Annotated in this window: 28 protein-coding genes; 9 read left to right on the top strand and 19 right to left on the bottom strand. The window is 38.8% G+C overall.

Annotated features, from left to right (window positions below):
- Positions 1–10: 10 nt before the first annotated feature.
- From AC1TPB_RS00275 to moaA, 3 genes are all read right to left on the bottom strand, one after another.
- A complete protein-coding gene (locus AC1TPB_RS00275; protein WP_482074666.1) occupies positions 11–1,117 on the bottom strand; it encodes an HD-GYP domain-containing protein in 1,107 nt (368 codons plus the stop codon).
- 97 nt (positions 1,118–1,214) lie between these two features.
- A complete protein-coding gene (locus tag AC1TPB_RS00270) occupies positions 1,215–2,675 on the bottom strand; it encodes a bifunctional metallophosphatase/5'-nucleotidase (RefSeq protein WP_482074665.1) in 1,461 nt (486 codons plus the stop codon).
- Positions 2,676–2,681: 6 nt separating this feature from the next.
- Positions 2,682–3,683, bottom strand: a complete 1,002-nt coding sequence (gene moaA, locus AC1TPB_RS00265) for a GTP 3',8-cyclase MoaA (protein ID WP_482074664.1) — start codon at positions 3,681–3,683, stop codon at positions 2,682–2,684.
- Between the two features lie 102 nt (positions 3,684–3,785).
- Between moaA and AC1TPB_RS00260 the strand changes: the two genes are divergently transcribed.
- Entirely contained in the window at positions 3,786–4,544 is a 759-nt protein-coding gene (locus tag AC1TPB_RS00260) for a molybdenum cofactor biosynthesis protein MoaE (RefSeq protein WP_482074663.1), read from the top strand.
- Here AC1TPB_RS00260 and AC1TPB_RS00255 read toward each other — a convergent pair.
- Complete coding sequence (locus AC1TPB_RS00255; protein WP_482074662.1) at positions 4,514–4,672, bottom strand: hypothetical protein; 159 nt, start codon at positions 4,670–4,672, stop codon at positions 4,514–4,516. The two genes, AC1TPB_RS00260 and AC1TPB_RS00255, sit on opposite strands and share 31 nt — an antisense overlap.
- 182 nt (positions 4,673–4,854) lie before the next feature.
- Between AC1TPB_RS00255 and AC1TPB_RS00250 the strand changes: the two genes are divergently transcribed.
- From AC1TPB_RS00250 to AC1TPB_RS00240, 3 genes are all read left to right on the top strand, one after another.
- Positions 4,855–5,907 carry a ThiF family adenylyltransferase gene (locus AC1TPB_RS00250; protein ID WP_482074661.1) on the top strand — a complete coding sequence of 351 codons (1,053 nt, stop codon included), beginning with the start codon at positions 4,855–4,857 and terminating at the stop codon, positions 5,905–5,907.
- A 133-nt stretch (positions 5,908–6,040) separates the two neighbouring features.
- Positions 6,041–7,120 carry an HD-GYP domain-containing protein gene (locus AC1TPB_RS00245; RefSeq protein WP_482074660.1) on the top strand — a complete coding sequence of 360 codons (1,080 nt, stop codon included), beginning with the start codon at positions 6,041–6,043 and terminating at the stop codon, positions 7,118–7,120.
- A 196-nt stretch (positions 7,121–7,316) separates the two neighbouring features.
- The gene (locus AC1TPB_RS00240; protein ID WP_482074659.1) at positions 7,317–8,708 is read left to right on the top strand and encodes an amino acid permease; all 1,392 of its coding nucleotides are present in this window, start codon (positions 7,317–7,319) and stop codon (positions 8,706–8,708) included.
- A gap of 257 nt (positions 8,709–8,965) precedes the next feature.
- On the opposite strand, the gene AC1TPB_RS00235 is transcribed toward AC1TPB_RS00240, so the two are convergent.
- Entirely contained in the window at positions 8,966–9,124 is a 159-nt protein-coding gene (locus tag AC1TPB_RS00235; RefSeq protein WP_482074658.1) for a hypothetical protein, read from the bottom strand.
- A 179-nt stretch (positions 9,125–9,303) separates the two neighbouring features.
- On the opposite strand from AC1TPB_RS00235, the gene AC1TPB_RS00230 reads away from it, so the two are divergent.
- Both AC1TPB_RS00230 and AC1TPB_RS00225 read left to right on the top strand, forming a co-directional pair.
- Positions 9,304–10,125 carry a GNAT family N-acetyltransferase gene (locus tag AC1TPB_RS00230; RefSeq protein ID WP_482074657.1) on the top strand — a complete coding sequence of 274 codons (822 nt, stop codon included), beginning with the start codon at positions 9,304–9,306 and terminating at the stop codon, positions 10,123–10,125.
- Positions 10,126–10,187: 62 nt separating this feature from the next.
- Complete coding sequence (locus AC1TPB_RS00225) at positions 10,188–10,955, top strand: class I SAM-dependent methyltransferase (RefSeq protein ID WP_482074656.1); 768 nt, start codon at positions 10,188–10,190, stop codon at positions 10,953–10,955.
- A gap of 78 nt (positions 10,956–11,033) precedes the next feature.
- Here AC1TPB_RS00225 and AC1TPB_RS00220 read toward each other — a convergent pair whose 3' ends face one another.
- Together AC1TPB_RS00220 and AC1TPB_RS00215 are read right to left on the bottom strand one after the other, a co-directional pair.
- Positions 11,034–11,984 carry an MBL fold metallo-hydrolase gene (locus AC1TPB_RS00220; RefSeq protein WP_482075065.1) on the bottom strand — a complete coding sequence of 317 codons (951 nt, stop codon included), beginning with the start codon at positions 11,982–11,984 and terminating at the stop codon, positions 11,034–11,036.
- 228 nt (positions 11,985–12,212) lie between these two features.
- Complete coding sequence (locus tag AC1TPB_RS00215; protein ID WP_482063150.1) at positions 12,213–12,923, bottom strand: polysaccharide deacetylase family protein; 711 nt, start codon at positions 12,921–12,923, stop codon at positions 12,213–12,215.
- Positions 12,924–13,133: 210 nt separating this feature from the next.
- Here AC1TPB_RS00215 and AC1TPB_RS00210 point away from each other — a divergent pair, with 210 nt between their 5' ends.
- Positions 13,134–14,474 (top strand): serine hydrolase domain-containing protein, encoded by a 1,341-nt coding sequence (locus AC1TPB_RS00210; RefSeq protein ID WP_482074655.1) that lies wholly within the window; start codon positions 13,134–13,136, stop codon positions 14,472–14,474.
- A 108-nt stretch (positions 14,475–14,582) separates the two neighbouring features.
- Complete coding sequence (locus AC1TPB_RS00205; protein ID WP_482074654.1) at positions 14,583–14,888, top strand: hypothetical protein; 306 nt, start codon at positions 14,583–14,585, stop codon at positions 14,886–14,888.
- Positions 14,889–14,944: 56 nt separating this feature from the next.
- Here AC1TPB_RS00205 and AC1TPB_RS00200 read toward each other — a convergent pair whose 3' ends face one another.
- From AC1TPB_RS00200 to AC1TPB_RS00185, 4 genes are all read right to left on the bottom strand, one after another.
- Positions 14,945–15,250, bottom strand: coding sequence for an MTH1187 family thiamine-binding protein (locus AC1TPB_RS00200; protein ID WP_482074653.1), 306 nt, complete (start codon positions 15,248–15,250; stop codon positions 14,945–14,947).
- A 64-nt stretch (positions 15,251–15,314) separates the two neighbouring features.
- On the bottom strand, positions 15,315–15,599 hold the full coding sequence (locus tag AC1TPB_RS00195; RefSeq protein ID WP_482074652.1) for a LysR substrate-binding domain-containing protein: 285 nt from the start codon (positions 15,597–15,599) through the stop codon (positions 15,315–15,317).
- Entirely contained in the window at positions 15,600–15,791 is a 192-nt protein-coding gene (locus tag AC1TPB_RS00190; RefSeq protein ID WP_482074651.1) for an RNA-binding protein, read from the bottom strand. It abuts the gene before it with no gap.
- Positions 15,792–15,863: 72 nt separating this feature from the next.
- A complete protein-coding gene (locus AC1TPB_RS00185) occupies positions 15,864–16,382 on the bottom strand; it encodes a hypothetical protein (protein ID WP_482074650.1) in 519 nt (172 codons plus the stop codon).
- A gap of 233 nt (positions 16,383–16,615) precedes the next feature.
- Here AC1TPB_RS00185 and AC1TPB_RS00180 point away from each other — a divergent pair, with 233 nt between their 5' ends.
- Positions 16,616–16,954, top strand: coding sequence for a L,D-transpeptidase (locus tag AC1TPB_RS00180; RefSeq protein WP_482074649.1), 339 nt, complete (start codon positions 16,616–16,618; stop codon positions 16,952–16,954).
- A gap of 146 nt (positions 16,955–17,100) precedes the next feature.
- On the opposite strand, the gene AC1TPB_RS00175 is transcribed toward AC1TPB_RS00180, so the two are convergent.
- From AC1TPB_RS00175 to AC1TPB_RS00140, 8 genes are all read right to left on the bottom strand, one after another.
- Positions 17,101–17,307, bottom strand: coding sequence for a hypothetical protein (locus tag AC1TPB_RS00175; RefSeq protein ID WP_482074648.1), 207 nt, complete (start codon positions 17,305–17,307; stop codon positions 17,101–17,103).
- A gap of 153 nt (positions 17,308–17,460) precedes the next feature.
- The gene (locus AC1TPB_RS00170; RefSeq protein WP_482074647.1) at positions 17,461–18,516 is read right to left on the bottom strand and encodes a matrixin family metalloprotease; all 1,056 of its coding nucleotides are present in this window, start codon (positions 18,514–18,516) and stop codon (positions 17,461–17,463) included.
- Positions 18,517–18,857: 341 nt separating this feature from the next.
- Complete coding sequence (gene sufB, locus AC1TPB_RS00165; protein WP_482074646.1) at positions 18,858–20,255, bottom strand: Fe-S cluster assembly protein SufB; 1,398 nt, start codon at positions 20,253–20,255, stop codon at positions 18,858–18,860.
- A 15-nt stretch (positions 20,256–20,270) separates the two neighbouring features.
- Positions 20,271–20,693: a Fe-S cluster assembly sulfur transfer protein SufU gene (gene sufU, locus AC1TPB_RS00160; protein ID WP_482074645.1), complete on the bottom strand. Its 423-nt coding sequence runs from the start codon at positions 20,691–20,693 to the stop codon at positions 20,271–20,273.
- Complete coding sequence (locus tag AC1TPB_RS00155; protein WP_482074644.1) at positions 20,680–21,906, bottom strand: cysteine desulfurase; 1,227 nt, start codon at positions 21,904–21,906, stop codon at positions 20,680–20,682. The genes sufU and AC1TPB_RS00155 overlap by 14 nt, the downstream gene beginning before the upstream one ends.
- Positions 21,903–23,210: a Fe-S cluster assembly protein SufD gene (gene sufD / locus AC1TPB_RS00150; RefSeq protein ID WP_482063137.1), complete on the bottom strand. Its 1,308-nt coding sequence runs from the start codon at positions 23,208–23,210 to the stop codon at positions 21,903–21,905. Before sufD ends, AC1TPB_RS00155 begins: the two co-directional genes overlap by 4 nt.
- Positions 23,211–23,236: 26 nt before the next feature.
- Positions 23,237–24,016, bottom strand: a complete 780-nt coding sequence (gene sufC, locus AC1TPB_RS00145; RefSeq protein WP_482063136.1) for a Fe-S cluster assembly ATPase SufC — start codon at positions 24,014–24,016, stop codon at positions 23,237–23,239.
- Between the two features lie 197 nt (positions 24,017–24,213).
- The gene (locus tag AC1TPB_RS00140; RefSeq protein ID WP_482074643.1) at positions 24,214–24,795 is read right to left on the bottom strand and encodes a DUF1802 family protein; all 582 of its coding nucleotides are present in this window, start codon (positions 24,793–24,795) and stop codon (positions 24,214–24,216) included.
- Between the last annotated feature and the right edge of the window lie 45 nt (positions 24,796–24,840).

The raw sequence follows: 24,840 nt of genomic DNA, 5'->3' as shown, positions 1-24,840 counted from the left end.
TATTCATTTATTATCGTTTAATCGTAATCTCGCCTTCATTGACAGCTGTAATCATCGTACTCAAGCTAGTGGACATATCGATTTCATATGGCGCATTCAAATCCTCTCCCGCTTCATTCGTTAACACACGAACAATAGGTCGATGAGGATAACTAGAATTATAATTTGAAACTATACCAGTTTCACCAGTGCTTAATTTCACAGAAATTCCTATAGGATAAATAACTACTTTATCTCGGAAATGGGCAAGCATCCACTGTTCATATAATGTTCCTGAACCAGCATATAAACGTTCCATTGCATCATGTGGTAACATCGGACTACTATAGACACGACTTGTTGTCATCGCATCGTAAGAATCAACAATACCAATCCATTTTGCATGCTCCATAATTTCATTATTTACTAAGCCTCGCGGATAGCCACTTCCATCCATACGTTCATGATGCTGAAATGCACAATGAGCAATCGACAGTGAGAAGTTCGGCTCTTCCTTCAACAATTCAAACCCTTTAGTCGTATGAAGCTTCATCTCTTCATACTCTGCCTTCTTCAACGAGTCAGGTTTCTTCAATATATCAATTGCAATTTGCGTTTTTCCGATGTCGTGTAGAAGTGCACCTAAGCCCAAATTAATTACCTCATCACGAGAATAACCATGACTCATTCCTAACACCGATGTGTATACACATACATTTAAAGAGTGCTGATATAAATAATGATCAACGATGCCCATGTTCATTAACATAATCATAGCATCCTTATTCGTAGATAAATCATCAATAATTAGACCCATCATTTCTTTAAGCGGCTTAGCTATAAATGGGCGTTTAATCGGTTTATGTGCTGATGCTGGAGTCATCATGGCAGAAAAGTTTTTACGAATTTCTTTTACTGCGATGCGGAATGTATCTTCACTTATTAAAGGCGCATGATCAATGTCTCCGGTACGATGATCCTGTATATATACATATTGTACTTGACACGCCTCTAATCGAGATATTAAACTTTCAGTCAGTTCCATCTCTTCGCCAAGGAGTACGATACCGTCCTCAGAAAATATTTTTTTTGCTAGACGCATACCTGGCTTACATTGCTTAATTGTGAGAAGACGCATACTTCCGATCCCTTCTATAATAAAACTATACTATATTTTAGCCTTATTCGCATAATAGCTACAACTTTTTTTATCGAGGTAGTGTACTTTCGAGTAATTACTCCGAGTAGTCCCATCGATAATATTGACTTTGGATGATATTATCAGAGTTTTGTAATTCAACCTCAAGGATATGTCGAATGAACTCTGGTAAATAGTACGTAACATCTTTATATTTTGCAAGACTTTTATAGCCTATATTAAATGTAAACATATCAATGGTACCAACTTCATAATACCGCTCTAGCTCTAGTGCTGCACCATTTACAATGATTGAAATAATTTTCTCCATTGGTGGATTGCTACGATCAACGACAATCGCCAAGCCATCTACTGCCAAATTACCCAGTCGTTCTCCACGAAAACCAAATCCTCGAATCGGTAACTGTATATATTCTTCAAGTACTGATTGCTCCAGCGCTTCTTTAATATCTTTGCCTTGCAACGTCATTTTGCATGGATTAATTGGGGAAGGACATATACGATGGATCTCGCCCGCGGTTACTTTACCGCTAGCTAATCCATCCAGCAACTGTCCGGAATTGACTAGACCGATCTCAGCATCGCACCATTTACGTAAACCGCTGGCTAACATATTACTTAGTGGGCTTTCCCGTTCAATTGAAGTAGGTAGTGGCTCTACTAATAGCGAGATCGTTCTCTGCAATGCGACTTTAGCCTTCATACCATATTGTGAAATAATCGTTGTAATACTAGCCTGTTCCTCATATGACGCAGTATTAATACATTCACCGTTAACCGTTATTTCCCTAGTTATTGGATCGCATTGAATAGTAACCTTACCGACATGGGTACCGAATTTCCCTGCTGCACATACAAGTGTATTGTTAATTCGAATAGGAGGGTCTAACAAATGATGTGTATGTGCTCCCAAAATAACATCGATATCATTACATTTTTCGGCAATTATCTCATCTATTTTAATACCCAAATGTGATAATAATACAATGATATCAACATTCTTTCGAATATTCGTAACTTGAGCCTGAATAGCCTGCAAAGGTTCTTCTGTTCGCCAACCCATATGTTCATAAAACTCATTATAATTAGCTGTTGCTGCTACAAACCCAATTCTAATGCCGTTTCTTTCCATAATATAGTGAGGTAACAACCAGTTTGGATCTGTATGCTTATAGCTATGAAAATTACTACACACCACCTGAAAACTATTATTGCCACTATAAATGGCATTCAGCTGTTCAGAAGTAAAGGTTAGACCTTCATTGTTTCCAAGTGTGATGACATCATAACGCGTTTCATTCAGTAGCTCACGATGGATATAACCATCGGTACCTTCTGTTTCCGTTCTTGCTCGATCCATATGATCGCCAATGTCTACTGCGATTACGTTTTCCTCGCCATATTGTTTACGTCCATTATTAATAATTGTTGCAACTTTAGCGCTATTTTCAAGTCTGCTATGAATATCGTTACTATGATAGATCGTGACCTGCTTTATTTGTATGTTTTGCTCCATCGCTGTCACCTCACACTTCATTCAGCATTACCCACCAATTTGGGACATTCGTCGCACTGTTGGAACATGAGACTGATCCATATCTAACAGTTTTTCCGCCATCTCATGATTTTGCGGCTTAATCTGCATCGCTTTATAATAAATATTGCGCATCGCTTCTAGGTCTCCTAGAGCTGGCTTCATATCTAGTTCATCCATCCAATATAAGCATGGCTTCATATGTCCATCTGAAGTGAGGCGCAGTCGGTTACAATTTGCACAAAAATGATCGCTAATCGGGTGGATAAGACCAAATGATCCTACCCCACCAGAAAATTCCCAGTTTTCAGACGGACCATTACCTTTCATCTCTTGCTTTTCGCTTATGTTATAGCCTTCTTTATGAGCAATATCTAGCACAGTAGACAGCGGTAAATAATGTTGTTTCCAGCCCTCATCAGCATGCCCAATCGGCATATATTCAATAAATCGCACATGTAAAGGCTGTTGATAAGCTAATCTAAGAAATTGAGCAATTTCATCCTCATTTATTCCTTTGAGAAGTACACAATTCAATTTAATAGGAAAAAAACCTACTTTTGCCGCCGCTTCAATACCTGCTAATACTTTTTTCAAATCACCATTTCTAGCAATGAACTTAAAACGAGTGGGATCAAGCGTATCTAAACTTATATTTACTCGATTTAAACCGGCCTTATGTAACTTCTCTGCCTGTGATTCAAGAAATATACCATTTGTCGTTAAAGCAATATCCTCTATCTGAGGGATTGCAGAAAGCTCGCTTATCAATTCATGCAAATCTGGACGAATTAACGGTTCGCCACCAGTTATTCTTAATTTTTTGATACCCAGTGATGCTCCTACTTTTACAATTTCAACGATATGATCATAAGAAAGTAAAGATTCAGAAGTTGCAAACTGAACACCTTCCTCAGGCATACAGTACAAGCAACGTAAATTACAGCGATCTGTCACAGAAATCCGCAAATAATCGTGTAATCTTCCGTATCTGTCCTCTAGTAATTGCATGCTGTCACTTCCCCTCTCTACTGCTTAATAGCATAACATTTTTCAATCAATTATGGTATTCTAATAGAGGTTGTACATTTATGAAATAAAGTAGGTAATAATATGACATATAATTGGAATTTCAAACTTTTCGCGGGGTTAACTGAACGATTTGGCAGCACTTTTCTTGAGGTTTCACTTGAGCAACCTGCCTATACAACATTACAATTGAAACAAGCGCTTTGCGAAGCTTTTCCGCAGCAAGCAACTTCGCTTTCAAACTGTTACATTGCTGCGAATATGCAATATTGTATCGATGAACAAATCATTGAAGTCGATCAAGAATTAGCACTACTTCCTCCAGTTTCCGGTGGAGAGCAAAGTGAAAATTTTGAGCAGCACACCGCGACTATTTCGAAATTCGAAATTACGCATGAACCGATTAGTACAGAAGCAGTGATGAGCAAAATCATCACCCCTGCTTATGGTGCAACTCTTTTATTTGTAGGAACAACACGAGAATTTACTGGTGACATGAAAACAATAAGTTTAGATTATGAAGCTTATGAACCAATGGCAATAGCAACGATGCAACAAATTGGGCATGAAATTGCAGCACGTTGGAATGGGGCTGACTGTGCAATTACTCATCGCATCGGTTCTGTTGGATTGGCTGAGATCAGTGTCGTCATTGCAGTCGCAACTGCGCATCGTGATGATTGTTATGCAGCAAGTCGCTACGCAATCGAAAGACTAAAGCAAATTGTACCCATATGGAAGAAAGAGATTTGGGAGGATGGTTCTGAGTGGGTAGGGCATCAGCAGGGGCCATGGCTCCCTACAGGGGAAGTTCAAAAAGTGGACTTTGATAACGATGTGTAGCTATGTAGCATATTCGACATCGAATATGAAGCGAACTTGGAAAGTACGGTTCGCGTGTACCAAACACGTACACTTGCGCTTCCGCCTTTCTCAAGTAGCGCTCCATCTTCTCGGTTCTGAAAGCCCACCTTTTGAACCCTTATTGGAAGTTTTGGACATTTGACCGCTTGTGTACTTGTATCGTACACGTTGCTGGATTTTGTTTCATCGCTGGTGAGCACGATGAGTATGCTGAAATAGCGTAGTCGATGGAGAATATATAGTTATGCAGGAAGCGCACCCATTAAATCCATAGTAGGAGCAATCAAAAGTGAACGACCAAACTGTATTACATAATGAATCACGCTACTCGAAACAACTCAAAGTTTCTCATATTGGCATAGCAGGACAAACAGCATTGCAACAAGCAAGATGTGCAATTGTTGGTCTTGGTGCGCTAGGATCAGTCATAGCCGAACAGCTCGCAAGAGCTGGATTCGGCTATTTACGATTAATTGATCGTGATTTTGTAGAATATAGTAATTTACAGCGACAAATCATGTATACTGAACAAGACGCAATACAGTTTTTACCAAAGGCTACTGCTGCTGCTCATCATTTGCAAGCGATCAATTCAATGATCGAAATTGAACCTATTATCGCTGATCTTTCAGCTATTAATGTGGAGCAATATCTCGCTAATATAGATATTATCATTGATGGCAGCGATAACTTTTCTGTACGTTATCTCATAAATGAATATAGTATAGCGCATGAAATTCCATGGATCTACGGAGCAGTCGTAGGTACAAGCGGCTCAACGGCTACATTTAGACCTAATAAGACACCTTGTTATCGATGCTTATTTCCAGACAAACCGACATTAGGAACTGTAGAAACTTGCGATACTGCTGGCGTTCTAAGTCCAATCGTCCATATGATCGCGTCTATCCAAGTAACTGAAGCTATCAAATATTGTAGTCGTAATGTAGACGCCCTTCATCAATCGCTACTCCAGCTAGACTGTTGGAATAATGATCAATTAAAGCTTAATATCGCACATGCTAAGAGAACCGATTGCCCAGTTTGCGCTCATCATCACTTTGAAAATTTGCTGCAGGAAGAGTCTGCAATATATAGTTCCTCATTATGCGGTAGACATTCCGTTCAAGTAATACTCCCTGCCGCAATGAATTATTCATTAGAGCAGCTAGAGCAGTATTATACTCTACATTACAAATTAATACGGAATCCATACCTGCTCAAATTATTTTACGACGATCAACATACGATCGTATTCTTTCCTGATGGCCGTGCAATTGTGCAAGGAACTGATCATATTGCACGAGCAGAAGCAATCATTGCGCAACTTATTCAAATATAATTGTTGACACAAAAAATTGGAAGTTGTTACATTGAAAGACTTTACAATTTTTGATAATATGATACTTATAATTACATAATGCATCATCATCAGCATATATAGTAGATTAATACATACTTTAACGAGGTGGACTATGAGAATTCATGTAACAGATGTTGTAGATGGCGATGTATTACGAGACGATGTATTCAACGGCTACGGGCTTCATATATTATCAAGAAATGCTGTCCTTTATTCTGCAGAAATCAGTAAACTTTTACAGCACCAAATCGATTATATAGATGTTCTGGAAAGAAGTAATATTATTTCTAATAGTCTTGAAGACTTTGATCTGTTAGAACGAACGCTCGAAACCACTGTGTCACCTAAATGGGTCCCTCAAGTGAAACCTATCTATGATGCTGTCGTTCAAAATATTCAGGATCTATTTCATATTGCTAGAACAGAAAATATAATTGATACGGAAGCCGCTGCTGCTGCCTTAAATCCACTACTGCAAAATTTACACCTAGAACGCGATGTCGTATCTTTATTGCTACTACTTAATAATCAAGACAACTATACATACCAACACTCCGTGCAAGTAGGCATGCTATCTTATTACTTGGCTAATTGGCTGGGATTATCTGAAGAAGAAGCGACAATCGCAGGAAATGCAGGATTCTTGCATGATATCGGAAAATGCAAAATAGATGAGGCTATTTTGAACAAGCCTGAGAAATTAACAACCGAGGAATTTGAAGAAATTAAACTTCACACCGTATACGGCTATGATATTATTATGAACTCACACGCTAATAAAGAAATAGCACTAGGTGCACTGCAGCATCATGAACGAATAAATGGCTCCGGCTATCCACATGGCGTGATTGGTCAAGAAATATCACAAATTGGGCGAATTATTGCTGTAACTGATATTTATAGTGCTATGATTTCCTCACGGGCCTATCAGGAAGAACGTGATCTTCTATTTGTATTGAAAGAATTATATCGCCTAAGTTTTTCAGAGTTAGATCCTGTTATTACACAAACTTTTATTAAACATATGATTCCAAACTTTATAGGTAAACGAATTAAATTGAATGATGATCGTACAGGCTCGATTGTTATGACTCACCCAACAGAATTTTTCAGTCCACTTATTCAAGTAGATCAACAATTTATCGATCTAACACTGGAGCGTAAGCTTGAAATTACGCATGTCTACTTCTAGTAGAGGAAATTCAAATTCATAATAAATATTAGCTTAGGGATGTCTCTCTAGAACAAAGGAGACATCTTTTTTTGTTTATAAATTTCAATATATTGCTTACACCACCATATTATTTCGAATGTTTATGATAAAATTTGATATTTTACGAATTACAGTATAAAATTTCTACATATGTTTAAAAAGATTGGAGTTAATTATGAAAAGTATATGGTTCAGGAAAAAACCTATTGGGGAATTACTTAACAATAATAACAGCAATCACTTTAAGAAAACATTAGGTCCATTCGATCTAATTATGCTCGGTGTTGGTGCTATTATTGGAACAGGTATTTTCATCCTCCCTGGTACAGTAGCTGCAAGTCATGCTGGACCAGCAATTGTATATTCATTTATTTTGGCTGCTATTGTTTGTGCATTAGCGGGTATGTGTTATTCGGAGTTTGCATCAGCAATACCTGTCGCAGGTAGTGCATATACGTACGGCTACGTTGTATTTGGCGAAGTCATTGCTTGGCTAGTTGGATGGGCGCTATTGCTAGAATACGGACTCGCTGTCGCTTCAGTCGCCACTGGCTGGTCAGCTTATCTTAATTCATTGCTGGCAGGATTTAATCTCGCCATTCCACAAGCGATATCTGGACCTTTTGATCCTGCAAACGGAACATATATCAATGTGCCAGCGGTCGTTATCGTATTAGCTATTGCAGCATTATTAACAATTGGCATTAGAGAGTCAACAAAAATTAATACTATTATGGTATTTGTAAAAGTAGGGGTAATTCTTCTATTTATTGGCGTCGGTATTTTCTATGTCGAGCCTGCCAATTGGCAACCTTTTATGCCATTCGGTGTCAGTGGTGTATTAAGTGGTACGTCTCTCGTCATCTTTGCTTATCTTGGCTTTGATGCTGTCTCCTCTGCAGCTGAGGAAGTCATCAATCCGCGTCGCAATATGCCGATCGGTATTATTGGTTCATTACTAATTTGCTCACTACTATACGTAACAGTTTCACTCGTTTTAACTGGACTTGTTCCTTACACAAATCTAAATGTAACTAATCCAGTTAGTTTTGCGCTGCAGCTCGTCAATCAAGATTGGGTAGCTGGTATTATTTCACTTGGTGCTGTTGTCGGCATGATGACCGTCATCCTCGTTATGTTGTACGGCGGTACAAGGGTGCTCTATGCATTAGGTCGAGATGGATTACTACCAAAAAGTATGTATGAGCTTAACAAAAAATATAATACACCCGTCAAAAATACTTGGGTTTTTGCAATACTAATTGCATTGTGTGCTGGCTTCATTCCATTATCTGAACTTGCAGAATTAGTAAGCACAGGAACTTTAGTAGCTTTTATTATCGTCTCGATCGGTGTTATTTACTTACGTCGCGATAAAAGCATTCCTACCGGTGGGTTCAAAGTACCACTATTTCCTTTAATACCGATATGCTCATTATTATTAAGTGTCTTCTTGATTTTCCAGTTATCTGTTCATACATGGATTGCTTGTGGAATCTGGTTCTTAATCGGATTCATCATCTATATTCTGTACGGCAGAAAACATAGTGTAATGAATAAGAAATAGCGAAACGGTGTCACATTGTCTTACTAACCATACAATGTGACACCGTTTTTCATTCTATCCGTTTTCGCCGAGAGGACTTCCACTTCTATAAGTGGCGAGGTGAATCGGCGATTTCTTGAATAATCCCCCAAGATGTTCTTCCTTTCCTATTTCCTAAGCGGTATAATAAATGGAGAACATACATTCGCATTATCGACTGGGAGGGGGTGAAATTTTGTCAGAATCAAAGTCAATGTACAGAACCCATCAAGTATGGATTAAGCCAGGTCATCGCTTGTTTCCGTACCTCGATCAAGTATGCCAAATCCACCGGTTCCATAAGCATTAGGTATCTCAAATGGAATTAATTTTGCTATACGAATCAATGCAATCACTTCACTTAATTCATCATCCGTTAAATTTGCAATTGAGGTCATCACATCGCAATCCTTTCGGAATATCCTTACATATCAAACATACTTACATTAGCAATATTTCGTCCACAATTTTACAATTTTTCATTAATCGTGATACGTTTACCTCACTAAGCAATTCATTTAATACTATGGGCCTATGGTTGATCATTCCTCAAATAAATGAATAGGAAGTGATGAGATTGAAGCTACCTGTTATTGATGGGCAATTGGCAAAAAGAATAGAGCAATGCGAGATCGACTATTTCACCTCGAGAATCAGTTCAATTGGTGAAAGAGATGGTAATCCAGAAGGAGTCGAAATAAAGCATTTTGGAAGTACGACAGCTTTTTACATAAGAACTATGCCCTGGGGGCTATTTAACTCTGTAAAAGGATTTTCTATTGAAGATATCGATCAATTAGAAAAGATCATTACGTTCTATAGAGATAGAGAACGATCCTTTCAGTTAGATATAAATCCTACAGGTTCTAATACTACTATGATGAAACATCTATCAGAGCATGGTTTATATCAAGAAGGTTTTCACTCTGTACTTTATGGGCTTCCTCAGAGAGAAGAACCCCCTCATTCTCAAACTATAAAAATTCGTGAAGTTAACAGTAAAGAAGATTTTGAACGATATGCGGAAATTCACTGTGTCGGTTCAGGTATGTCATTAGAGCACAAGCATCACTTCATTAACAATAATATTGGTTTACTGCATAGAACAGGATGGAAAATATTCCTGGCCTCTTTGAATGATATACCTGCGGCTGTAGCGGTTATGCATATTAGTAACAATATTGCTTCCTGCACGCTTGCTGCCACGGCACCTGAATTTAGAAATAATGGTTTACAAACTGCATTACTGCACAGGCGCTTATATGAGGCACATCTAGCTAACTGTGAGCTTGTTGTCGCCCAAGCAAGCTTCGGTAGTACAAGTCAACATAATATGGAGCGTGTTGGGATGAATATAGCTTGGACAAGGGCTGTATGGGGACCCACTATAACTTACTAATAAAACACTGAAGGGATAACACTCTTTGTTCGTTTCCATATCAAACTCGTGGAGGTAAAAAAATGTCGTTCAGTTATTATGGAAAGTTATGTACGGAGGTATATGACCTTACTAAACAAGTCGGTCAATCGTTAGATGGAGATTTGGAATATTATCTTGCCAGACTGGAACATTGCAAAGGACGAATCCTTGAAGCAATGGTTGGATCTGGTCGTGTAATCATTCCTCTTCTAGAAGCAGGACTTATTGTAGATGGCGTTGACTATTCTGCTGAAATGCTAACTTCTTGCCGCCAAAGTTGTGAAGAACGTGAGTTAGCTGTTCATTTGTATGAAGCAAATCTCCAAGAACTTTCTTTACCTCATTGTTACGAAGTCATTATTATTCCTGCTGGTTCATTTCTATTGATTGAAAATCGAGAAGATTCCATTAACGCTTTGACACGCCTTTATCATCATCTTCAGCCCGGTGGACGTCTTATTCTTGATCTATTTCTACCTGACACCAATTTTGATTATGGTCAGGTTGGTAGCACATCAACGCACTATCTACCCAATGGAGATATTATTACATTGGAAAACAACCTTGTTGAAGCAGATTTCTTTAGTCAATATAAAGTTTCATACCTTAAATATGAAAAATGGCGCAGCGGTGAGCTTATTCAGACTGAGTTACAGCGCCTTGCACTACGCTGGTATGGGGTCGAAGAATTCAAACTCATATTAGAGAGCATCGGTTTTTCAGATGTCGTCGTTTCAGCTGATTTCGAGTATGGCAAAGCACCAACTCATAGTAAGCAGAATTATATATATGAGGCCACACGAAAATAAGTAACACCCATGGATAAATAACTAATACGGGAACTTTAGCAGCACTATCTAATCCGATAGCAAAAACAAGGCAGCGAACTAATCGCTGCCTTGTTTGCTCCACCATTCCCCTACTGGATATGATGCTGCATCAATTTGAACAGCTTCTCCAATACGGGGAGTCGCTATCTTCACTTTACTCTCCTTCGCCGCTTTTACTGCGCGCTCAACTGGATCTGTCCAGTCATGAAGGGATAATGTAAATGCTCCCCAGTGGATCGGAATCATGACATCACCTCGCACATCCATATGGGCTTGCACCGTCTCTTCAGGCATCATGTGAATGGACGCCCAATGCTTATTGTACTGACCACATTCCATTAATGTCAGATCAAATGGACCATACTTTTCACCTATCTCCTTGAAATGAGGCCCATAACCACTGTCTCCACTGAAAAAGATGTTAGCCGATTGTCCGTTAATGACCCATGAACACCATAATGTTGCATTGCGGTCCGTCAAGCTTCTACCCGAGAAATGTCTGGCTGGCGTACAGACTAGCTGTATTCCCTCATAGGATAACTCATCCCACCAATCATGCTCCGTAATAATCTCAGGTTCAATACCCCATTTGACCAAATGGGATGCTACACCAAGCGGAACGATAAATCTTTTCACTTTACTCTTCAACTTAACTATCGAGCCGTGATCGAGATGATCATAGTGATCATGAGAAATAATTACTGCGTCTATTGTCGGTAGTTGCTCAATTTCAAAAGGAAGCTTTTTACTGTATCGCTTTCCACCTATGAAGGAAACAGGAGATGGGGCTCTACCGAACATCGGATCAAGTAGAATAGTTTTCCCATCCAATTGCAGCAATGAAGCAGAATGACCAAACCATGTTAGTCTAGGCTCATCTCCCGCATCAAAATGATTCTCACTCAACGGGATAATCTCAATTGGCTTCCTTGGTTTTGAATTTGGATTCCCTTTAATGAAATCAGCCATTAAGCTCATTCTTTCTTTACTGGATGACGCTACTCCCATTGTAGTCGGAATAGCATTAATAAAGTTTTTTCCCTCATAATTGTTAGACTGGCTAAACTCACGTCTACGCGTACTCGACTGACCAGCTCCAAGAGGAGCATAATAATTCAGCAACAAATAGATGCATATCATAACGACTAGTATAATAACGATACCGATTATCAATCAAATTACCTCCAAGCTTCCTACTGTATATCTATCCGCAGTCACTTACTGTTTCGTCATCACTTACTTTTTCTGTGGCGTAATTCTCGGACCGATAAATTCAACGCCCGCTTCTATAACATAATCGATAAGAATTTTATAATAGTCAGGTAATATTTTGTCTGTACTCTCATGATCATGGATTAGAATAATATGGTTCGAATTCTTCTCCAATAAAGGTGCTCCCATCTCGGGGTTGGGGTCATGTATTCGTTGCAAAATACTATCATAAGTAAAATCAGATGACTGATTCAATTGATATTCCGTAAAGTCGAATGTCCAATATGAATCTATATCAATATTAAGCTCATTACTCTTATACCATTCAATATCAATTTCACTATCATCTACTCTATTATAGCCTTGCTCACGTAAGTATTGCTGAATCAATGCTTTATTTTTTCCACCTTTAGCTCCATAAGGGAAGCGAAATAATTTATACGTCCGCTGCATACCAGCTGCTTGATATAAACGTTCAAGTAACGCATCCTGCTTTTCAATTTCTTCAATGCATTCCTCGTATGAAATATTATTAAAATTAGGATGACTATAACTGTGATTACCGATAATTGCACCTTGCTGCAGGGCATAAAGTCCTTCATCAAAATGCTTTTCTAATTGATGCCCATAGAAAAACAGTACCGGCATAATATTTTTTGACTGGAGGTAGTCGATCATTGCTCGCGTCAGAGTCGTTGGACCATCATCAATCGTTAAGTAAGCTTTACTCATCATGTAGTCTCCTTTATCATTTTACATATTTTTTCTTAATTTAACTGTTTATAGGCTTAGTATACTATTGATAATGTTTAAGGAAAATAACTATTTTCATATCGAACTCCCCCATAATTTCAAGTTTGAAAACTAAAACGAATTACTTAGAATCGCAACTAATTTCCAAAAAATTGATATAATAGAATAAGTAGAACAAATAAGGAGGTCACCATGAGCGATTCTCAATTTATAGTCGATCGATTAGAGCATATTGTTAATGAATTTGTCCAACATGAAGCACTTATTGGGTTATCTATAGGTGTAGTTAAAGATGGAAAATCCCTCTACGCCAAAGGTTTTGGTACAAAAAACTTAGCAACCGGGGAACCCAATGATGCTAACACTCTATTTCACCAAGCTTCACTATCGAAAACGTTAGTAGCAACAGCTATCATGCAGCTTGTTGATCGAGGAATGCTGGAGTTAGAATCTCCTATTACATTATATCTTCCTTACTTTACGATGGCAGATGAGAGGTATCTCCATATTACAATTAGACAGCTAATGAATCATACATCTGGCATGCCAGATGAAGAAGACTATGGCTGGGATAGACCAGAATATGACGAACAAAGCTTAGAGCGATATATTAGAAGTATTAGCAATCTAGTATTGATAGATGAACCTGGAGCGAGATTCGCTTACAGTAATATTGGATATGAAATTCTCGGCGATATTATTGCAAAATTATCTGGTATGAGTTTCGAACAGTATATGAAAACATATATCCTTGAACCAGTTGGTATGCAATCAAGCTCTTTTTTGAAGCAAGAAGTTAATGACCTTTTGGCTACACCTCATATACTTGCAGCGAAAGATGGTTATGGTGGTGTAGTAAGTGATATTTTCCCTTACAATCGCGCACATGGACCTAGTTCCACACTATACGCTAGCGCTGAAGATATGTCACGCTATGCAGCAATGCACATCAACAAAGGGAATAGTGAAAATGGTCAGACTATATTGCCAGCACATTGCTATGATAAAATGTGGCATCAATATGCATTGACCGGTAATGGAGAAGATAGTTCAGGGATGGGTCTTGGTTGGTTTCTTGGAACATATAAGGGATTTCGTCTAATGTCACATACCGGTATGGATACAGGCTTCCATAGTATACTACTAATTATGCCGGATAAAGGAATCGCTCTTTCTGTTATGGCAAACTCAGATTATGTCTGGATGCCTAGTATTAGCTTCTCTATTATTGATCTGTTACTTGGTACAGATGTACAATATGTCAAACTTTCTCTTGCTCATCACTTATCAAAATTTTCCATAGCAAGCAGCGTAGAAGCAACGATAGATGAATATAATCGGATCAATAATCAAGCAATAGACCGTTATTATTTTTGGGAGAACGAGCTAACCTTTATAGCAGGAAATTTGGTCAATAACGGGTATTCAGAAGATGCCATCACTGTATTAACGTTCTCTGCACAGTTATTCCCCGATTCTGCACCTATACATAATTTCTTAGTTGAACTACAAAATAAGCAGACCCTTCAATAATACTAAAACTATTACGCTAAGAACGTCCTCAAGTCATTTTCTCGCTTAATTACGCTATTTATAGTAATATAATGACTTAGCTATACTAAATGATTATGAGGTGTATGAATGTCCATTATGTTCACTAAAGCAATTGTTACTCGTCTACAACGTGAAATTGCTGACATAGAAACTAAAACCATTAACGACAAAACGAAACAAGAAAAAGCTGAATCCAAAATCAATCAATTACAAAGAGATATGAAATTAAGCAAAACGCATAGTGATCTCAATAATAAAATGGCGCGAATCAATAAGCTCAACGAGGAGATCAAAACTGCAAAACGTTCGCAAGCTGATCTATCCAAGCAGTTAACTGCAAAGAAAGCTTCATTGAAGCAGCATCTAGACAAAGAGTCTAAGCAAGAGAATTAGATATGTATATCAGAACGAGGCAGCCCTATGTCAAAAGGCTGCCTCGTTTTGATTCGTTATTGTGAAAGCTTTTCTCGAACGGAACGTAACTTTTGAGCTGATGAGCTTTCTTTGTCACGACGATCATCTATTTTGATTGAAGTAGAAACGCGTTGTGCATCCATTTGAAATGGCGCTTCATGAATGGCCCTTATTGCAGTAAATATGTCATCCAGCGAGCCTTCAATAATCGTACTCATCGAAGTTAACGTGTATTGAATGTTCTGCTGTTGCTCTAGAACATGTTGTAAGTCTACAACATATGAACTCAAGCTCGTACTTCCTGTTCCGATTGGAATAATTGTTACTTCTGCAATAGCCAATCTATATTCCTCCCCAAACTTTTTAGGTACTTCCTGAAATGCTCCTTCATAATAGCTACAGCTATTATGCTTCATTGATCGTGAACAATAATCCTTCTTCAAGCTCTCGCTGTACCGTCCACTTGGATAAGTATGATCCCCCTATCCCTGCCATCACAGTCCCTTTAATTAATTGAGTACTGCCATGCTCATACATTAATTGGGGTTTCACTTGAAACTTGGTGAGAAACGATTCCATCGCCTCTCTAGTTCCTGAGCCACGTTCTCTTGCAATCCATGTTGCATGAGTAATATTGACATCCGGACGATGAGCTACAACAACCATCTCGTCTTGGGCGATCTTCTGCAATTATAATTGTGGATGCTGAACATGCCCTTCTACAATTCCGATATCAATTTGTTGCGCAGCGACAGCATTAGGCTTATCAATAGATTTACGCAGCATAAAGAGAACTGCGGCCAAACCTTTACTCTTGCTCGTTATTGCATCGATTTGTTTATATGGATTAACGTTATTGTTAGTATAAGCGTACTTATCCATATTTTTCCATAAACAAGTAGGTGTTGTCCTATAAGTAGATTAATAGATCTACCTTAGAGCAACACCTTTTTGTTATGCTTCAGCCCCCATAGTAGCAATTAATTGCTGATAGGCAACATCATCCATATAATTTACAATCGTACTTAATGCCTCTGCCAAATCATTAGGTACCATCCGATTAGCTCGATAATACCCTGCAATTTCATGCTTCGTCAAATACTCAATAAGTACTGTTCCTTGTGTTTCTCCCGCTTCATGACGTAGCAATTCGATATTTCTAACACCCATTAGCTTTAGCTTACTCATAGCAAATGAGTTCAAATGCCATGGAGCAACATCAATAAATTTACCCTTGGTTGGCTCGAAAAATCTAATCCCTTTAATCTCACCTTTATATAGAAGAAACCCAACAATAATAGTTTGAGCATGAATCCGTTGCAGTAATGCTAGCTCCATCCCATTCTGCCTATAATGATTCAAAGGATTAGCTGACTGTTTGTTACTATTAGGAGTAGTAGATGCATTCATCTTGTTGCCATCTCTATTATTCGAATGCTTATCGCTGTCCGAATCTCTATATCTGTAGCTCATTCTACTTCCCTGCCTTTTGACTCATAATCAACGTTTTATTCGCGTATAGTCTTATCTTATGCAATATTTCATATTATAACAAGTCATTCAATATGCTATATTCATTCGAGATCTTATTGCAACGTTAATTGAAACCAAATATTTTAAATGACTATAAAAATTAGGCTTCCGCTGCATCTTATCATCTCGAGATGATAAGATGTCAGACGAAAGCTTTATGGAGGCGAATAACTATGCCAAATTATCGTATTATTGTTGATTTGTCTGATCGAATGCTCTACTTATTAGATCAAAATATCGTAGTTAGAGGATTTCCTGTTGGAGTGGGGAGAATGTTAACTCAAACTCCACAAGGAAACTACACTATTATTAATAAAGCCCCCAATCCAGGAGGACCATTTGGTGCGTTCTGGATGGGCTTATCTAGACCTCATTATGGTATCCACGGAACGAACAACCCGTCATCTATTGGGCACGAGGTTTCTCATGGTTGTATTAGAATGTACAATTCAGATGTTCTTCAATTAGCACAGCTTGTGTCTATTGGAACGAGTGTGACGATCCGAAAGTAATAACGTAACCAGTTTACGGTTAAGATGGTATTTGATTAAAGCTTTAGTTAGTAATCTATTTTGTTAGCATTGTAAACTAGCCAAAGAGCACGCTCAAAATTGTGAGCGTGCTTTTCTATGTGTTCGTTTGACAGACTTATTAGCTTTCAAACATTTACTAACAGCTTCTTACCTTTTTTGAAATACACATCTACAATACCTGATTTATTGAAAATCCTTACCGCCTGAGTTTTGTAGCAGTAGGCCATAAAACGCTTATCTCCTGACATTAAAACTTTAATATTGCGAGTAGAAACGTTTTTTTTGCTATCTACATAAATGAGCTGAACACTTTCACCAATATACTTCTGCATAAAAACACCCCGTTGTTTTTGATTTAATTATATACGAACATATGTTCCGTTTCAAGTGAAAAATAAAAAGAAATGATTCTCTTGAATTCCCAAAAGGATCATTTCTTAATTGCAAAATATTATTTAGTTAAATTTCGTTATATCCAGTATTCGCTACGAATAACTCAACGCAGATTCTATCTTCTGTTCATTGAGCTCTTGATCAGTAGCTATATTGTTAAATTGGCCATTTCTCAGTACAAAAATACCATCATCTTCATTGATCGGTCGATATGTGCCATCACTTGATTGGCGCAAAAATAATACAACCTCTTGTTTCTCCTTTAGATGAGTAGAATGATCAGACAGCACATCAACCTTACCATCTGTCCCCCCCATTTGAGAGATTGTAATCGTCTCTCCAGCAAGTTCAGCACCTTTAACTACATCAGACAATTGAATATTAACTCTCGTGTTGTAATCACTATAGTTGCCCTTAAATGCATGATTACCGATTATTTCTTGTACAGTCCCTCTAATAACGAGATCAGCTGCTTTTGTTAGTGCCTCTTCATCTTCATAATAAACCGCCCACGAAGGCTCCAGTTGAATAGTTTGATCATCTGAAAACGACTCGAAATCAACTCTATTGGCAGCAAGTTTTGCCAACGGATATAAATTATTAACAACTGTTTTATCAGATGTAGATGGAGATAATGCCCTTGCAAGAGTACCATTGTCGTTAAATGTATAGGGATGCATAATCGATGATGTTTCAACAACCGATGTATGATTTAACCCTAATGAATGACCCACTTCATGACCAGTCACTCCTGCAATAATACTATTTGTATACTGGCTTTGGGACGTGTAATGATTATTAAGATTTAAAATTGCTTTTGTAATAATCCCGCTCGTTACAGTAAATGTGCAAAGCCCATCCCAATCAACATCAGATTTGTTTACATCTAATGTGTAGTAAGTTGAACCCAACCCTGACGTCGTGCTCACATTATAATTCGTACTATTCTTCCACTTTGCTGCACCATTGCTCCAATGAGTTAGTGAAGTAGTATTAACAACATACATAGTCTGTGTTCTACTTGCCCACTTCCCATAAGTAGTTACCGTTGCTGATACGGGGGTACTGTTAACAAATAACGTAAGTGCAAGTAGCATGGAAACCGAGCTTGCTACAATCTTTTTTCTTTTACTTTTCAAACTATTCATTCTCTCACCCTTTAAATAATTATTTCGTTGCACAAAATATAATTCCCTACAAATATCCTAAAACCTCCTACAATTCCATAATTTTTATTATTAAATTTAATGTTAGTTCTTTCGTGCTGCCATTGTAGTCTATTTCGTTGCTCTTAACGCAATCGCTACTGATCGCTATCCTTCGAGCGTCATTTTCGATTTCTTTTTTCTTTAAAACAAAAAAGGAGACGAACTCTAAAGTTCGCCTCCTACACTACTATAAAATATAAGTTGGCACGAAATCGGCATAACCGATTCCCACCACTATATGATCAACCTACAAACCTTGATACAGCAAGGATCTTTGGCTATTAACCAATTGACCCCTCCATTTCGAATTTTATAAGTCTATTCATCTCAACCGCATATTCCATTGGAAGTTCTCTCGTAAATGGCTCGATAAAGCCCATTATGATCATTTGTGTCGCTTCTTCTTCACTTAGACCACGACTCATGAGATAGAACAATTGCTCATCGGAAACTTTCGAAACTGTTGCTTCATGCTCAAGAATGATGTTATTATTCAAGATTTCATTGTAAGGAATCGTATCCGATGTGGACTGATTATCCATGATCAATGTATCACACTCAATAGCAGATTTCGAACCGTCAGAATTGCGTCCAAAGTGAACAAGACCACGATAAGATACTTTACCACCGTGCTTCGAGATCGATTTGGAAATAATCGTAGAACTTGTATCAGGTGCTAAATGAGTCATTTTCGCACCAGCATCTTGAAGCTGACCTTTACCTGCAACAGCGATAGAAAGAACAGTACCTCTAGCGCCACGACCACGAAGAATAACTGCAGGATATTTCATCGTCAATTTAGAACCGATATTACCATCGACCCATTCCATAGAAGCATTCTCATCCGCTACAGCACGTTTCGTAACTAGGTTGTAGATGTTTGAAGACCAGTTCTGAATCGTAGTATAACGTACACGAGAATCCTTCAAGCAGATGATTTCTACTACAGCAGAGTGTAGAGAGTTCGTACCATATACTGGAGCTGTACATCCTTCAACATAGTGAACAGATGAGCCTTCATCAGCAATAATTAGCGTACGTTCGAATTGTCCCATATTCTCAGAGTTAATACGGAAGTAAGCTTGTAGTGGAATATCACATTGTACACCTTTTGGTATATAGATGAAGCTACCACCAGACCATACTGCACTGTTCAACGCAGCGAATTTATTATCTTCAGGAGGAATAATTGTACCGAAATATTCTCTCATTAATTCTGGATATTCACGAAGTGCAGTATCCGTATCTGTGAAGATAACGCCCTGCTTCTCCAAATCCTCTTGCAGGCTGTGATATACAACCTCAGATTCATACTGAGCAGATACACCAGCTAGAAACTTTTGTTCAGCTTCTGGAATGCCTAGCTTATCGAACGTTTCTTTAATTTCTTGTGGAACTTCTTCCCATGTTTTACCTTGCGTTTCAGAAGCTTTAACATAGTATTGAATGTCATTGAAATCAAGATCGCTCATATCGCCACCCCATGTAGGCATTGGCATTTTGAAAAATGTTTCCAAAGATTTCAAGCGGAATTCAAGCATCCATTCTGGTTCGTCTTTCATGGAAGAAATGGTACGTACGATTTCTTCAGTTAGACCTTTACCTGATTGAAAGATAGATTTATGCTCATCGCGGAAACCATATTTATAATCTTCCATTTCTGGCATTGACTTAGCCATGTTCCGTCACGCTCCTTATTTTTGAGATTCGATCCCTTTACGAAGTGCATTCCATGCTAACGTAGCGCATTTAATACGAGCAGGGAATTTATTCACACCAGATAAAGCTTCGATATCTTCAAGCTCCTCGAACTCCTCGTCGCCGCCCTTCATTAATGAAGAGAAACGTTCAGCAAGCGCAAGTGCTTCCTCATATGTTAAGCCTTTAACAGCTTCTGTCATCATTGATGCTGAACTCATACTTATTGAACAGCCTTCACCAGTATAACGTGCATTGGTTACAACGCCATTTTCAAGCTGTAATTGCAAGGAAATACGATCGCCGCAAGTAGGATTATTAAGCTGAATCGCTACTGACTCGTCTTGCATTTCTCCACGATTACGAGGGTTCTTATAGTGATCCATAATGACACGACGATACAAATCATTCAATTCCATAGCCGAAGAACTCCTTTGTCTGAATTAATGCTTCGACTAATTGATCAACATCATCTGTTGTATTGTATACATAGAAGCTTGCTCTTGCCGTAGCAGAAACATTAAGCCAGCGCATCAGCGGCTGACAGCAATGATGTCCTGCACGTACAGCAATACCCTTCGTATCTAACACGGTCGCTACATCATGTGGATGCACTTCATCTAGATTAAAGGTTACTAAGCCTACACGATCCTGCTTTGGACCATATATCGTAAGACCATCTACATTAGACAATACATCATAAGCATATTTGGTCAATTGCTTTGCATGCTCATCAATGGCTTCCATTCCGATTTCCTCTAAGAAGTCAATTGCAGCACCTAAGCCGACAGCACCAGCAATTATAGGTGTACCCCCTTCAAAGCGATAAGGGATTTCCTTCCAAGTAGAGTCATACAACTCTACGAAATCAATCATTTCACCGCCAAATTCAATTGGCTCCATATTCTCAAGCAAGCTGCGGCGGCCATACAATGCACCAATTCCAGTTGGACCACACATCTTGTGACCAGAGAATGCATAGAAGTCAACATCAAGCGCTTGTACGTCTACACGCATATGCGGCGTACTTTGTGCTCCGTCGACAACCATAATTGCACCATTACGATGGGCAATTGCTGCAAGCTCTTTAACAGGATTAACACAGCCAAGCACATTAGATAGATGAGTAACAGAAACAATTTTCGTGTTACTCGTAATTGTAGCCTCGGCATCAACAATAGAAATGGTTCCGTCAGCTTGAAGTGGAATATATTTCAATGTTGCTCCAGTAGCTTTGGCCACCTGCTGCCAAGGAATTAGATTGCTATGATGCTCCATCTGAGTAATGACAATCTCATCACCTTCACGACATACAGAACGAGCATAGCTAGAGGCAACGAGATTAAGAGCAGTTGTCGTACCTCTTGTAAATACGATCTGCTCTGGCGAAGGCGCATTAATAAACTTTGCAACCTTCTCACGAGCACCTTCATAAGCATCAGTTGCACGAGATCCTAAAGAGTGTACACCACGATGTACATTCGCATGATCAAGCTCATAATATTTACTCACCGCATCAATGACCGAACGCGGCTTCTGAGAAGATGCCGCGCTGTCTAGATAAACGAGTGGATGCCCGTTTATCTCTTGATGCAATATCGGAAATTGTTCCCGAATCGCATTTATATTCATCCTTGAAGCTTCCTTTCAAGCAGACGTTGCAATTGATCACGAACGGCTTCAACTGGAACTTCTGACACGACTGGAGCTAAGAAACCATGTATAATCAAACGCTCAGCGTCTTCCTTAGTGATACCACGGGACATTAGGTAGTAGACTTGCTCAGGGTTAACCTGACCAGCACTTGCCGCATGACCTGCCGTTACATCATCCTCATCAATTAATAGAATTGGATTGGCATCACCACGAGCTTTCGGACTAAGCATCAGAACTCTCTCAGTTTGCACACCGTTAGCTTTTTTTGCGCCATGCTCGATTTTCGTAATCCCGTTAATAATTGCGGTTGAAGAATCCCGCATAACGGCACGAGTAATCATGTTACTATCTGTGTTTTTACCAAAGTGAACAGCTTGCGTAGTTAAGCTTAGTTGTTGCTTATTCTGACCGACACTAATAATTTTCGCATCTGACGATGATCCTCTGCCAACTAGCACAGATTTCGTGTCAGAAACGGTATTGCCATCGTTCAAATCACCGATAATCCATTCAATACGACCATCATTCTCAACTATTGCGCGACGCAGCGATAAGTCAACGCCATTGTCAGATAAAGCATGTACAGTTCCAAAACGAACTAGTGCACCTGCTTTAACAAATACTTCAACAATTGCTGGGTGAGTAAAGTTAGCTGTTACAGATTCTTTAATAGAAACCGTCGAATCAACGTAAGTTACTCGGCTATTCTCATCCGCAACGATGACGATATGTGGAGCAAAAGTAGCTTCTGCATTATCATTGTATAGAACCGCTTGAAGTGGAAGTTCAACTTCAACGTTTTTCGGTACATATACGAATACGCCGCCATTCCATAAAGCAGCATTCAAAGCTGTTAGCTTATCCTCATCTACCTTTACCGCTTGGAATAAATATTGTTGAACTAGCTCACCATGCTCTTTGCATGCTGTTTCAAGATCAGTGAAGATAACACCTTTACTAGCTAATTCAGCAGATAGTTGCGACCATACTACGCCACTATTTTTCTGAATAAGTAAGTTTTCTGTTCCTTCAGCAATCAATTCTTGCACAGATGCAGGTAGCTCGCTAATAGCGTTAACTGCTGTTGCTGTTTCGTATTGTCCAACCGCCGTAAGATTCCAACGCTCGATTTTCACCTTTTCAACCTTAGGCCAAGGTAACGTTGCTGATAATTCAGCACCTTGACCACGAAGTTCCACTAGCCAGCCCGGTTCACCCTTACTATGTGCTAGTTTCTCCGTAGATTGACGATCGGTTGGAGAAGTTAATTGTGTAGTCATTGCAAATGCCTCCTTGTCCGGTCCGATTAGGCCTGGCCAACCGTTTCATCAGTAATGCCAAGTTCTTCTTTAATCCAGTCATATCCATCTTTTTCAAGACGTTGTGCAAGTTCAGGTCCACCAGATTTCACAATGCGACCTTGCATCATTACGTGTACATAGTCAGGAGTAACATAGTCAAGCAGACGTTGGTAATGCGTAATAATTAGGAAAGCACGATCCTCAGAACGCATAGCGTTAACGCCAGCTGCTACGATACGAAGTGCATCAATATCAAGACCGGAGTCAATTTCATCAAGAATAACTAATTTTGGATCAAGTAGCATCATTTGAAGAATTTCGTTACGTTTCTTCTCACCACCAGAGAAGCCTTCGTTCAAGTAACGGTGAGCGAACTCAGGGTTCATCTCAAGTTCTTTCATTTTTGCTTCCATTTGACGGATGAATTTAATAAGTGAAATTTCGCTTCCTTCTTCACGACGAGCATTAATGGCACTACGTAGGAAGTCGGAATTTGTTACTCCAGAAATTTCTGAAGGATATTGCATTCCAAGAAACATACCAGCACGAGCGCGCTCGTCAACTGCCATTTCAAGTACGTCTTCACCATCAAATGAAACTGTACCACCAGTTACTTCGTATTTCGGATGTCCCATCAATGCAGAAGCTAACGTTGATTTACCAGTACCGTTAGGTCCCATAATTGCATGGATTTCTCCACCTTTAATTTCAAGGTTGATTCCTTTAAGAATTTCTTTTCCTTCGATCTCTGCTTTAAGACCATCGATGACAAAATGCGTCGACATAATATTCTATCCCTCCAAAGGTTATTAGTAATATAAAAGTTTATTGATTCTCATTGATTCTCAATAATCATTATAATGTAGTTTTAGTTATAAATCAATGAGTCATCGTCCTTATGCCTATTTATACCTCTTATAATGAAAGTTCTAAACATTTGGTTGTTAGTATAATCATCGTGAGCACAAGCGACTGTATTAAACTACATCTTAAGTGCTTCTTTAATTTCATTATATCTTTGTTCAAACTGCTCGTCCGTCAGAACTGGCTCTAGACTACTCGCCTTAAGCTCGTCCTCAATTTTCACCCATGATTTACAGCCCATATATGGCGTACGCATTGGCGGCATTGCAGGATTTTCCAAACGATATACCCGCATAATTAGTAGATGCAACGGATTTTTCTTCTTCCATTTCAAACGTTCTGTTGCAAATTCATCTGTCCATATATGTAAATCACGAAGTGCTTGTAGCTGCTCTTCACTCATTATTTCAATATCTTCAACAACTTTAGCATATCCCTCAAGCTTCATATGTGATTGTGTAGGGGACCACTCAGTCATCGTAGCCGCTATTCTCCCTTGAAAGGCTTCCTTCAGCAGATGCTCCTTTTGATGCTCATATGCAGGCATTAAGTAGAATTGTGGAGAAATAAGTTCGAAATCTCGTGTTTCTTCGACAATTCCACCTTTTCGCATTACAAATATTAACTCTCCTTGCAATAAGGCTCCTACCGTAACCGCCCATTCCTTTAAAGCAACAGATGTATTGGCTGTTGATATCATTAATTTTGCCCCCTTCGATTTCTCATGTTGCAAAAAACGAGTAAA

Source organism: Paenibacillus sp. Y951 (assembly GCF_056786395.1).
This window is presented reverse-complemented; position numbering and strand designations above follow the sequence as displayed.